This window comes from Pseudoalteromonas sp. NJ631, from assembly GCF_000276645.1.
Lineage (GTDB): Bacteria > Pseudomonadota > Gammaproteobacteria > Enterobacterales > Alteromonadaceae > Pseudoalteromonas > Pseudoalteromonas piscicida.
The window spans coordinates 305,833-318,465 of record NZ_AKXJ01000001.1 but is presented as its reverse complement, the minus strand read 5'-3'; the positions used below and the strand labels follow the sequence as shown (position 1 = coordinate 318,465).

The following is a 12,633-nucleotide window of genomic DNA, read 5'->3' as shown; positions in this document are numbered from 1 at the left end:
TAGACTCTGCTTCGGTTAGCCATAACAAAATGACTCAAGGGTTAGTCGCGGTACGCATATTGGCTTAGCCCAAGCTCTGCGAGTACGCTATCTAGATGCGTCTTGGCTTCAGCAGTAGGCCCAGGATAATCACCTGCAATTGGTACATTGCCCAGATAACCTATGTCTTGACAGCCCTCAGGTGTGCAGAAGTAAGCGCCGAGAACGAGATCTTTAAAGCGCAAGAATGCCTTACCTATACGCTGAAATTGCTCTGGTGTTTGTGCATTAAAATAAGCAATATCATCCATAATCTTACTTTGCTGCGTTGCGCTAAGTTGTAAAAATGGCTTTTTAAAGCGCAAAGTCGACTCATCGTCAATCCAAGCAAGCGCATGGAGTATTGTCACTCTGTCTTTTTGTTGTCCGTGATACGGTGCGCTTACCCATTCATCGATCACACTCGGTACTTGTACTTCAGAAGCCGATGGATGATTTCCTTCCTTTGGCACTATAAAATCAGCTAGTACTGCAACTAACGTGAGCTGCGCTTCGGTGAGGGTGAGCGGCCAAGGTGACTCTGGCGGCATGATCATGTTTGGATCGGTTCCATACCCTTGAGCGCTAACTGGCTTTATTTCAATATCTGGCCAGTGCCCGGCAGTAGGCGTTTCACCCTCAATAGCCTTGCTGCATCCAGCGGTGAGTGTCACCGCTGATCCCGCAGCAAGCAAGCCTAACCACTTTAATGACTCGCGACGTGTCATGCCTGAAATATATTTATAAGAATCAACGCGATCAGGTGTATTCATCACAGTGCTCCTTTATCAATTTGTGCTGCCAACCAGGTGGAGTTTCGCATCGCTAAGGTCATTATGGTTAAGGTACAATTTTTATGGGGGTTAGACGCAAAGACACCGGCATCCATCACAAATAGATTGTTACAGTCCCATGTTTGGCCCCACTGATTCGTTACCGACTCTTTTGCTGAGCTGCCCATTCTCGTCGTGCCGACTTCATGAATGATCTCACCGCCTTTTGAAATGGCTTTTTCCGCAGGCGGTAGCTCGCCGACTTTGGCACCCATGTTCTCAAGGATCTGCTTAGCGGTTTTGAGACCATGCTCGATTTGCTTGAGCTCTCTGTCAGACCATTTGAAATGGAACTTAGCAACCGGGATCCCCCATTTATCTTTGACGTTTTCGTCAATTTCCATGTAAGAATCTTTGTTCGGTAGCATTTCTCCACGCAGTGCAAATCCAACATAAGAACCATAAGCATCACGCACTTGTTGCTTTAACTTGGGGCCATAACCTTGTTTATTGCCAGATACACCAGATCCCGGTTGATTAAAGCCGCTGCTAATTTCAAAGTGATAGCCACGCGGGAAATTAAGCTCACCTTTCTCATGGGCTTTGTGTCCCCACCAAGGAATAAAAAGGTGGTTTCCGGTATGGCCGTCTTCGTTATAACGTGGGCGGCCTTTTAACGCAGGGATTTGTGCACCAAGCCAAGCGCCGGTAGAATCCATTAGATTGCGACCTACCTGACCACTTGAGTTTGCAAGTCCCTTGGGATGTTTTGCATGTTTAGAATTAAGCAAAATACGGGCAGATTCACAGGCACTGGCCGCCAAAATCACCACATCTGCATTGACGGCATGTTCTTGTGCAGACTTTTTATCGACGTAAGTCACACCCGTTACTTTGCCATCTTCATTCACCGCCACTGACTTCACCATGGCATCGGTGATCACTTCAAGGTTTCCTGTCGCTTTGGCCATCGGAATAAGTGAGGTAGTAGTTTGGAATGCCGCACCAATTGAGCAACCGTGGCCACAAGGCGTGGCGTAAAAACACGCTAAGCGGTCGTCTTTATTACGAGTCAACACCGCTCTGTGCATAGGAACCGCTGGGATCCCCATTTTTTTCGCGGCAGCAGCAACCAATAATTCGGGTACTCTTGGTGTTGGTGGTGGCTGTAACACGCCAGGCGCAGAAGGGGGCATGTCATCCAAGCCGGTATTAGTACCACAGATCCCGACTATTTCTTCTGTTTTATCATACCAAGGCGCAATGTCTTGATATTCAAACGGCCAATCAGCGCCATGCCCATCGCGGCTTTTGCCCTTAAAGTCGTGCTCACTAAAACGCAGCGAGTAGCGACCCCAGTGATTGGTGCGGCCACCGAGCATACGTGCACGCCACCAATAAAAATCGGTGTTTTCTGCGCGCGTGTATGGTTCATCTGGCACCTGCCAACCGCCATCAATCGTCGCGTCGTAAAAACCAAAGTTCTTATCCTTATTGCCAGCGCCCATGAGTGGGGCTTCGCTATTACGGCGGAACATCGGGCTTTCTGTTTTTGGGTCGTAATTTCTGCCAGCTTCTAGCAATAAAACTTTGTGACCAAGCTTGGTGAGTGTATAAGCGGCCATTGCGCCACCGGCACCTGAGCCAACGACCAATACTTTATGATCAAATGTTGCCATGGTTACAGCTCCTTGATCTTAATGTTTTTGAACCAGACTTTGTCGCCGTGATCTTGCAGACCTATATGGCCTTTTTTACCTTCAGCAAACCCTTGCCATGTCGCAAATTTACTATTCTTAACCAAAGCATTCCAAGTGGTGCTGCCAATCACGATACTCGTCGTGCTAACACCATTTTGCCAAACTTGTAGGTGGTTATCTTGCAGCTTAATGCGAACTTGGTTCCAAGCTTCAGCTGGTTTATGTGCCGTACTTGGCGCGGCGAACAGGTCATAAATAGAACCTGCAAGGTGAGAGTCTATTTTATTGTCTGGGTGTTCTTTGTTATCTAGAATTTGGATTTCTGGGGCGTGGGAGTAAATTGCACCGCCTTTTTCATCCGCCAATACAAAGATCCCACTGTTGCCTTTTTTAGAAATCTTCCAATCGAGCTGGAGCTCAAAATTCTGATACTGTTTTTTGGTCAGAATATCGCCGCCGCCACCTTGGGTAAGTGCCATCGCGCCGTCCTCAACTTGCCACTGGCTATTTAGGCCGTCACTTTTAAAGTTGCGCCATTGCGACATATCTTTGCCATCGAATAGCAGTTGCCATCCAGCTTGTTGTTCTTGCGGGCTCAATTGGTTGTCAGTCGTACTAGCGCAAGCTGTACAACTAACGGCCAATGCCAGCGTTAGCATTTTTATAGAGTTGAGCATATTGGAACCTCGTCTGTTCACTTTTTACTTGTTGCTACTTAATACAAAGGGTATTACGCGTATTTCTCAACGCGTTTATTTTTATTGATATAAAGGTAAAGGCCGATAAAAGCGGCAATGAGAATAGCTGGGAATAACAGGATATTTTCAAGCACCGCTTGACCTGCTACTAGTTCCGATTGCTGCGCGGTTAAGTTTGCCGCTTGGGCTTCGAGTCGCGCCGAATCAATCCAACTACCAATTACAGGGTTCCACATGCTGACAGCAAACATCCCCGCACCGCCCATTAGAGACATACCAAGTGCGCCTGTTTTTGGGGTGTATTCAGCAACGCAGCCAAGCATGGTTGGCCAAAAATAAGTGACGCCCAAGGCAAATAATATTGCAGCCAAGTAGATTGCTGATCCTTGTGCTTGGCTCATCATGAAAATACCCGCGGTTGCTAGTACTGCAGAGCCTAGTAACACGCCTGTTGGGTTAAAGCGGTGGACTATTGGACCGGCAAAGAAGCGACCTAATGCCATTAAGCCTGTGATCAGCGCAAGGATCATCATAGGTGAGGCGCCTGACGCACCCAGTATGCGTTCAATCCACTGTTGCGTACCAAGTTCGGTTGTTGCTGTTAAGGTCATACAGCAAATTAAAAATAGGTAGAGCGGAGAAAACAGGTGCTTGAGATTGCTGGTGGTGGAATGATCTGTGCGGTCAAATTCAGGAAACTGTGACTTGACCATCATCGCTCCATAAATCAGCGTTGGAATTAAGATCAAAGCAACTTGCCATTGCCAATTAAAGCCCGATGCAGTCATGGCATTTGATGCCAGAGCACCAATCACAATGCCGCCTGGAAACCAGACATGGAATCGGTTGAGCATAGTCGTGGTGTTTTTCGGATACATTTCGGCAATCAGTGGATTACAGCCAGCTTCCACAGAGCCATTTGCAAAGCCGATTAAAAACGTCGAGATCAGTAGTAACCAAAAACCATCAGCGGTAATGGTTAAAACCAATCCTGCAAAGTGGCAAATAAAGGCGAGGGCAACTAATTTTTTGGCGCCAATGGTATTGTAAATTGCACCACCTAGCATGGTTGCAACGGGAAAGCCCAAAAATGCCATGGCGTTAACCCAACCAAGCTCTGTATCTGAGAGTTCAAACTGCTCACCTAATTGCCCCAAAATACCTGCGCGAATAGCAAATGTCATCGATGTGACGACCAGTGCAAGGCAACAGAGCTGAAACACGGTCCGATTATGATTATTATTATTCATGGTCGTAGTCCTGTTTATTTTATGCCGAGGATTTGATTATTGCGTTCAGTATCAGTACCACTTCCTGCAAAATCATCGAAGGCTTTTTCGGTTGGTCTGATCAAGTGCTGTTTGATAAATTCAGCACCTTCTTTGGCCCCATCTTCAGGGTGCTTAATACAGCATTCCCATTCCAATACAGCCCAACCATCAAAACCGTACTGTGTTAACTTACTAAATATCTTCTTAAAGTCGACCTGTCCATCACCTAATGAACGGAACCGTCCTGGCCGTTGTTGCCATCCTTGGTATCCGCCGTAAACACCGCAGCGGCCATTGGGGATAAATTCGGCATCTTTTACATGAAACGCTTTGATACGTTCATGGTAGATGTCGATAAACGCTAAGTAGTCCAATTGCTGTAAGACAAAGTGACTTGGATCGTAAAGAATATTGGCACGCGGGTGATTATTCGTCGCCGCTAAAAAGCGTTCAAAAGTCACGCCATCGTGTAGATCTTCACCTGGATGAAGCTCATAGCACACATCCACGCCAACCTCGTCAAAGCGGTTCAAAATAGGCAACCAGCGTTTTGCGAGCTCCTCAAAACCTTGTTCCACCAAGCCATTTGGACGTTGTGGCCAGGGGTAAAAGGTATGCCAGAGCAAGGCACCAGAAAAGCTTGCGTGACTGGTCAGCCCGAGCTTAGCACTGGCACTGGCCGCTAGCATTAGTTGCTCAGTTGCCCACTCCATACGAGCCTTAGGAGAGCCATGCACTTTTGCTGGTGCAAAGCCGTCGAACATTTGATCATAAGCTGGGTGCACCGCCACTAATTGACCCTGCAAATGGGTTGATAGCTCTGAAATAGTAAGGCCATGCTCTGCGGCAATACCAGTGATCTCGTCGCAATAATCTTGGCTTTCAGCGGCTTTTTGCAGATCAAACAGTCGCTGTTCCCAACTTGGTAGCTGAATACCTTTATAACCTAGGTTACTTGCCCACTGGCAAATACTGTTAAAATTGTTAAATGGCGCCTCGTCCGAGACAAACTGCGCGAGAAAAATAGCGGGTCCTTTAATTTGCTTCATTCTTATTTTATCCAATAGTAAAGGGGTGCCACTTAGTGTCTTTTGCACTAGCTGCGACCGCGTTTTCAATAAATGCCATGCCACGGACTGCAGCGCTAATACTTGGCACGTCAAATTCTTCGTGTTGCACATCGGGTTGTTGCTGATGCGCACGAATAAGGCTGGCGAAGTTAAGGTAGATATTTGCAAATGCTTCCAGATATCCCTCAGGGTGACCTGCTGGCACACGGGTTGCGCTAACGGCTGCTTGGCTAAGTGAACCCACTCCTGTGCGGATCAACTGAGCTGGGGCGTTTGCCCCACGTAACCACAAACTATTAGGCTCCATTTGCGACCATTCGATACTGGCTTTGTCACCATAGATTTTTAAGGTGAGATTATTTTCTTCGCCAAGTGCTATTTGGCTTGCCATCAACACGCCCTTTGCACCGTTGCCAAAGCGCAGTAACACGGTACCGTCATCGTCGAGTTGTCGGCCGGACACAACCGTGTTTAAATCCGCACAAAGCGCCTCTATCTCCAAGCCACTCACATATTCGGCAAGGTTCGCTGTATGTACACCGATATCGCCCATACAACAACTCACGCCAGACTTGCTTGCATCTAGTCGCCAGCTTGCTTGCTTGCTGTTTTCATCATCAGCACTTGCAAGCCATCCTTGACTGTATTCAACGACGACTTTGCGTATTTTGCCAAGTTCGCCGTTTGCGATGCGGTGGCGCGCCTCTTTCACCATCGGGTAGCCGGTATAGGTGTGTGTTAATCCGTACAAGCAATTGCTATCTTGAAGCTGTGTTTGTAGACGCAGGGCCTCAGATAAATTGAGCGTGGCTGGCTTGTCACTCAAAACGTGAAAGCCGTGTTCGATAGCGGCTGTGGCAATCGGAAAATGCAAATGGTTTGGGGTCACGATGGCAACAAAGTGGATGCGCTCCGACTCTGGTAATTCCGCCTCTTGTTGTAAGAGTGCTTGGTAGCTGGCATAGCAACGTGCTGGGTTAAGCCCGAGTTGCTGGCCCATTGCTAGGCTTTTGTTTGGATCGGCGCTAAATGCGCCTGCAACGAGTTCAATTTGACCATCTAAACGCGCAGCTATGCGGTGCACTGCACCTATGAAAGCGCCTTCTCCACCACCGATCATGGCCATGCGGATTTTGTTATTATCCATCGTTTAGCTCCGTCGAGTTATCGAGGTAAGTTAATCTGATGTTATTGATAATAGGTAACAGAGGCGCCAAAGTGATAATAAAAATTCGGTTGACAATGCAACAAAATCGGCGTTTAAAATAAATTATTATAATTATAAAAAGGCGGTAAATAGGGTAATGGAAGAGCAAACAATATTGAATAAAGCTGGCGTAAATCAATTGATTGCAGCATTTGATCTGATCCCAGATATCCTCTTTTGGGTCAAAGACACAAAAAGTAGAATAGTGCATGCGAACCAACATTTTGTTGAACATCAGGGCTATAAAACCCTAGATCAAATCTTACTGAAGACCGATTTTGACTTTTCACCGCAACACTTGGCATTCCAATACGTTAACGATGATAAACGAGTGATGGAAGGCTTTATCGTGACGGATAGATTAGAACTCAACCAAACCGCAAATGGGGAATTGGCATGGTTTTCCACGTCAAAAAAAGTGTTACTTGATGACGAAAATGCGATTATGGGCACTTATGGTGTTACGCGACATCTAGCGAAAACGTCAAAGGCGTTATCTCACGTAAGAGCCATTGAAGCGCCCGTTGAATTTATTCGGGCACATTATCATCGTCATATTTGTATCGAAGAATTGGCGGAACTTGCTCACCTGTCGGTAAGCGCACTGGAGCGTAGATTTAAAAAGCATTTAGCCAAAACCCCGAATCAATTTATCAACGAAGTGAGATTGGAAAATGCCCGTAAATTATTGGTCGAAACACGCTTACCAGTATCACAAGTCGCTTATCAGTGTGGCTTTTCAGAGCCAAGTTATTTTAGCAAGCAGTTTCGTCGTTTATTTGGTGAAATCCCGTCGCAATTACGTAAGGAGTTAACGTCGAGCGAGCGTTAACGCAGCGACTTCTGGTGGTAGTGCTGGTGTCACCAGCGCATCTGCGTATTCGGCAGCTAACCATGGACGAATGGGCGTAGCAATGCCTCCAACTAGCGCGACTTTCTGTGTCCCTAAGCTCTGCAAATGACGGACATAATGCTCAATAAACCGTGCCGCGCTACTTAAGATCTGCTCGGCATAGGGATCGTTTGGCGTGGCAAAAACATGTTGAGCAAACTGGGCAAAATACTGGGGAGTGGCGTTTAGCGTGAGTTTGACTAGCTGTTCGGTACTGTGGCAATTCATAGCAGCCAAAAACGACTCAATCATCAGACTGCTAGGGGACAGTGTATCAAGCACCTCGATGGCATGCTTCACTAAACTCAAACCTATCCAACTGCCACTTGCACCATCACTGAGTAATAATCCGTGGCCACCGAACTCCCTAAATTGTCCATGCATCACCAGACCCGCGCAAAATCCGGTGCCGAGAATGATTACACCGCCATCTTCGTGTTGATGCGCACCAAGGCAAGCAACGTGTGCATCGGTTGAAAATTGAAAACGTGCAAAAGGAGAGCGCCATTGTTGCATCGCCTCACAAGCCGTCGTGACATTCGCGCCGGCAAGTCCTGCAAAAGCACTGATGTTGGCAATATCGTGGTGGGGGATTTTTGCGTTTGTCAGCGCTGTCATTGTTGCACTCAACATTGACTCTTGGGCCTGATGTATTGATGTTGCTATGTTTGCAGGGCCGCTGGTGGCCTCGGCAAGGAGCTGTCCATGTTGATCCTCGAGGCGGACTTTACATTTCGTCCCGCCACCATCAATCCCTAAAAATAGCTTCGATGCTGTCATTGTATTGCCTTTTCTGATCCGGTGAGTATTGCATTAACTAGCCTTGGGCAAACTTCATCGCCATGGTGCACGCCAGAGTGAGTATGTAGAGAGAGTGGACCAAATTCACTTAAAAGCCAAAGATCCGCTGCGTTTTTCGTGTTGACCCCTCCACCGATCACAACTTCGATTTCAGCATTGAGCTTTTTCAGTAAGGCAATGAGCTGACTGGTACCAAACGCTGCGCCTTTACCACTTTGCCATGTATTGCCGGCGCTTAAGACCCGCTCAACGCCTAGCTCTAGCAGCGTCTCGGCTGCCTGCTGCCAGTTTGCAGCGGCGTCAAAAGCGCGATGAAAGGTGACAGAAAGGCCTAAGGATTTTGCCGTGGCAATGAGTGCTCGACAATGGTCAGTCGCTATCTCTTGATTGTCGTCGATAAAACCAAGCGCAATACCGGTTGCGCCAGCGCAAGCAATGCCATCTATCCTTTTTTGTAACTGATATAGCATGGTGTCATCAATAAAAAAATGCGGTGCTTGGCGTAACATCACAATACATTCGCCAAAGCTTGGTAAATACTGGGCAACTGCCGCTATCGCCGTCGGGTTTGGGGTCAAGCCACCGCAACTCAGTACACCACAGAGTTCTATCCTTGTTGCCCCAGATGCAAAAGCAATTTGTGCATTTCGCTGCAACAAATGAGGATTATCGCTGCTGAGGCATATTTCCAAGTTTTTACCTGAATAGTTTGCCAAATTCATATTTCACTCTTGAAGTTGAATAATTTTAAAGTTTAAAATGCTTGGTTTTGAATATTTAATTAGTTCAATAAAAACATTTGGTTACACATGTTTGGAACGTTTTTAAATTGCCTAATATAGAAACTAATAATGAGTTTTTATGTTAATCAGACTATAAACCAAGGAAATTGAAATTGGATCTTTTTTTGACCTAAACGCCGATTTTGTCTTAGTGCAAACCGAAATTCTATTATCACTTTTTGTAGAGCGCTCCTATTCTGAACGAGTGTTTCACAAACCATTAACCCCTATAGGGAAACAAAAAAGGGTCGTCACAAAGTCATGCGTCATGGAGCAGCAAGGGACGTCGTGGCTTTACAAATTATAAAAACTTGGAGATAGGAATGGCCAATAATAATAACAGACGCCATGTGACAGGAAGGTCACGGCAATTTAGCAAGTCTGCACTGGTCCTCGCTATGTTATCAGCTACTAACTGGGCAATGGCTGAAGAAACCGAAAAAGAGGAAGCGCAGGAAATCGAAACGATTGAGGTGCGCGGGATCCGCGCATCCATGGCCGAAAACTTGGCGATTAAGCGTTTATCAAACGCGATTGTGGATGCCATTACAGCAGAAGACATCGGTAAGTTTCCCGATAAAAATGTGGCAGATTCACTGCAACGCGTACCCGGTGTGGTGATTTCTCGTAGTGGCGGGGAAGGGGAAAACGTCAGTATTCGTGGTCTTTCCTCTGATCTTACTTTTACGCAGTTAAACGGCAATTTTATCGCTTCTTCTCCGGGCTCGCCGTCGCGCTCTTTTAGTTACTCTTTGTTGCCTTCTACCATGGTGCAATCGGTTGAAGTGTTTAAGTCTTCTGAGGCGCGTTTAGATGAAGGTGGGGTCGGCGGCACGGTTATTCTACACAGCCGTAAACCACTGGATATGGAGGCTAATTCTGGGGCGTTGAATGTTGAATATACCTACGCTGATGTGACTAAAGAGTACGAGCCTAATTTTAGCGGCGTTTATTCTTGGAAGAACGAAGAAGAAACCTTTGGCTTGCTAGTTGGTTATACCAAACAAGACCGCACCAACCGCTCTTTAGGCGGTGATATGTCGGGCGGTGGCGGTTGGCGTTGGGCAACGAGTTCAGACTTGCCAGCTGCGGACACGGCGGGCAATGTGATTGCCGATAGCACACGTCGATTTGCAGCGTTAGAAGATGCTTATGGCAACGTTTATGATGGTGTTTGGGCTCCGCAAGTTGCAGGTGTTGGGGTAACCAAAGAAAAACGCGAACGTCAGGGGTTACAAGCCACCATTCAATGGCGTCCAATAGATGATTTATCTTTAACATTCAATCATTTTCATTTTGAGCTTGGGCAAAATCGCACCACGTCACAAATGTGGATCCCAGAATGGAAGTACAACCCAGATTATCTTACCGGTATTACCCTAGACGAAACCGGTACGATTGTGACTGGCATGGACTTTACCAGTGGTGCTGGTGGCACTGAAGGGAATCTTGAATTTCCCTGGATCATTGGGAGTTATACGGTAGAAAAAGATACCTCGGATACCTACGACTTCGCCTTTGAATATGCCGGTGATTTATATGATTTACGCGGTAAATTTGGTCACACTGAAGCCAGCGGAGGCCCTTCAGAATCTTGGAGCGCGGCGTATAAAAGCGGCCAACCTGCGAGTCGCAGCGACTCAGGGCTGGTTGAAAACGCCGCTTCATTTGCAGGATGGCGATTAGGTGACAGAGTGTCGTTGTACGCCGATCCCGCTTTGCTGTCTAACCTTAAGGCTGGTATTGCCGGCGATCCCGATCCGGGGTCGACTGGTTCTAGCTTTGTCGTCAGTGACTTAGAAGAAGACTATGCTCAGTTAGACCTTGATTATCGCGTCGGGTACGGCATCGTTGATACGCTGCGTGTCGGTGCTAAATATCGTAAAGCGACACTGCACCGCGAAACCAACAACACCTTCTTCATTACTCAAGATGGGGCTGACAGAATTGCCAGTGGCGAGCTAGACCCATTCAGTCAAGGTGCCATTGATGAAGTGTCTTATCAGTGGATTGGTGGTATGCCAAAACTGGAAGATATTTTGAATGCAACGTCTGAACAAAATATCCCAGGCGGTTTTGAAGTGAATGCGATGCCCACGATCAATTGGGATAGATACCGCGAAATCGTGACCAGTGAATATGTTAAGCACACGCGCCGTGAGCCTGATTTTGTGTTCGACATAGAAGAAGAGATCATGGCCGCCTATCTACAGGCTAATTTTTCTTTCGGAGATTTTAGAGGAAACATCGGGGTACGTTATGTCGAGACTGAAACGCAGATTATGTCATCGGATAAAATTAACTACTTTTTAGATGACATTGATGATGTCACCGAAGAGGATATTTTAGGTGATGAACGTCTCATTGATGTTGAAACCACCACCGTGCGTACCGTAACAGACTCGCAATTTTTACCTAGTTTCAACATTGTCTGGGATGCCAGCGACAACCTTGTCATACGTGGTGCTATCGCCAAAACGATGTCTCGAGCTCCATTCAACGACATGGGGGCGCCAGAGCAGCTGACCTTTATCTCTCAAGAATGGGCAGACGACAGGCTCGAGTTTAGAGGCAACCCTGTGGAGCCAGGATGGCGTGGATCAGGTGGTAACAAGGCGCTAAAACCATTTGAATCGGTACAGATGGATTTATCTGCGGAGTATTATTATGGCGAAGGATCTGCGGTTGGCATTGCGGTATTCAACAAGGACGTAGATAACTTTATCGTGCCCTTGATTATTACCTCAGTAAGGCCGTTTGAGGGCTTTAATAACCCTTTTACCGGTGTTGAAATTGTGCCGCCGGGTGATATTACCGTCACGCCGTTTACCACCACCGCCAATGGTACAAACGCGACTTCTCGGGGAATAGAGCTGTTTGCACAACATGCATTTGATAATGGCTTTGGTCTCAACGTTAACTACACCCTAAACGATACCAATCAGGCAGACATTAGCGTAGACGGTGAAAAGGTCGGTGAGTCTGCACTTGTCGGCAGTGCCGATAATCAATTTAACTTCTCCGCCTATTACGAGAATGACACCTTTAGTGTCAGAGCATCATATAACCGCCGAGGAGAAACCGCTTTGGGGCTTGCAGACGGGCTCACTGTATATCAGGAACCATACCAACAAGTTGATGTGAACGCTTCTTATAACTTGATGGAAAACCTGATCCTAACCGCGTCTGTGATCAACCTAACCAAAGAAGAACCGAGAACCTTTTATGGTGAAGATTCTAAAGCGAGATTGCGCAGCAGCAGCTATACCGGCCAGCGCTACTATGCTGGGATCACCTATCGATTTTAACTTTGGCGATAACCATAAAGTAATGCAAACAGGGTGAAGTCGTGTCAGCACAACGAGAAACAATATCACGGCTTATCACCTGCTTGTGGTGCGTTTATATCAGCTTAGTCACA

The 12,633-nt window shown here is 46.9% G+C and carries 10 protein-coding genes; 2 read left to right on the top strand and 8 right to left on the bottom strand.

The annotated features are described in order from the left end of the window. Window positions 1-41: 41 nt before the first annotated feature. From A587_RS0101510 to A587_RS0101485, 6 genes are read right to left on the bottom strand one after another with little or no spacing between them, the layout of a single operon-like run. Window positions 42-791: a gluconate 2-dehydrogenase subunit 3 family protein gene (locus A587_RS0101510; protein WP_017216156.1), complete on the bottom strand. Its 750-nt coding sequence runs from the start codon at window positions 789-791 to the stop codon at window positions 42-44. Continuing rightward, window positions 791-2,470, bottom strand: a complete 1,680-nt coding sequence (locus A587_RS0101505) for a GMC family oxidoreductase (RefSeq protein WP_017216155.1) — start codon at window positions 2,468-2,470, stop codon at window positions 791-793. Before A587_RS0101505 ends, A587_RS0101510 begins: the two co-directional genes overlap by 1 nt. 2 nt (window positions 2,471-2,472) lie before the next feature. Further along, window positions 2,473-3,168: a 3-keto-disaccharide hydrolase gene (locus A587_RS0101500; RefSeq protein WP_017216154.1), complete on the bottom strand. Its 696-nt coding sequence runs from the start codon at window positions 3,166-3,168 to the stop codon at window positions 2,473-2,475. A gap of 53 nt (window positions 3,169-3,221) precedes the next feature. Further along, entirely contained in the window at window positions 3,222-4,439 is a 1,218-nt protein-coding gene (locus A587_RS0101495) for an MFS transporter (protein WP_017216153.1), read from the bottom strand. A gap of 14 nt (window positions 4,440-4,453) precedes the next feature. Continuing rightward, the gene (locus A587_RS0101490; protein ID WP_017216152.1) at window positions 4,454-5,509 is read right to left on the bottom strand and encodes a sugar phosphate isomerase/epimerase family protein; all 1,056 of its coding nucleotides are present in this window, start codon (window positions 5,507-5,509) and stop codon (window positions 4,454-4,456) included. A 7-nt stretch (window positions 5,510-5,516) separates the two neighbouring features. Further along, window positions 5,517-6,677, bottom strand: coding sequence for a Gfo/Idh/MocA family protein (locus tag A587_RS0101485; protein WP_017216151.1), 1,161 nt, complete (start codon window positions 6,675-6,677; stop codon window positions 5,517-5,519). A gap of 157 nt (window positions 6,678-6,834) precedes the next feature. On the opposite strand from A587_RS0101485, the gene A587_RS0101480 reads away from it, so the two are divergent. Further along, window positions 6,835-7,569, top strand: coding sequence for an AraC family transcriptional regulator (locus tag A587_RS0101480; RefSeq protein WP_017216150.1), 735 nt, complete (start codon window positions 6,835-6,837; stop codon window positions 7,567-7,569). Here the strand turns inward: A587_RS0101480 and A587_RS0101475 are convergent. Both A587_RS0101475 and A587_RS0101470 read right to left on the bottom strand, forming a co-directional pair. Then, window positions 7,549-8,409 (bottom strand): BadF/BadG/BcrA/BcrD ATPase family protein, encoded by an 861-nt coding sequence (locus A587_RS0101475; RefSeq protein WP_017216149.1) that lies wholly within the window; start codon window positions 8,407-8,409, stop codon window positions 7,549-7,551. The genes A587_RS0101480 and A587_RS0101475 overlap by 21 nt on opposite strands. Continuing rightward, window positions 8,406-9,152: a copper homeostasis protein CutC gene (locus tag A587_RS0101470; protein WP_017216148.1), complete on the bottom strand. Its 747-nt coding sequence runs from the start codon at window positions 9,150-9,152 to the stop codon at window positions 8,406-8,408. Before A587_RS0101470 ends, A587_RS0101475 begins: the two co-directional genes overlap by 4 nt. A gap of 383 nt (window positions 9,153-9,535) precedes the next feature. Here A587_RS0101470 and A587_RS0101465 point away from each other — a divergent pair, with 383 nt between their 5' ends. After that, complete coding sequence (locus A587_RS0101465; protein WP_017216147.1) at window positions 9,536-12,520, top strand: TonB-dependent receptor; 2,985 nt, start codon at window positions 9,536-9,538, stop codon at window positions 12,518-12,520. Window positions 12,521-12,633 lie beyond the last annotated feature (113 nt).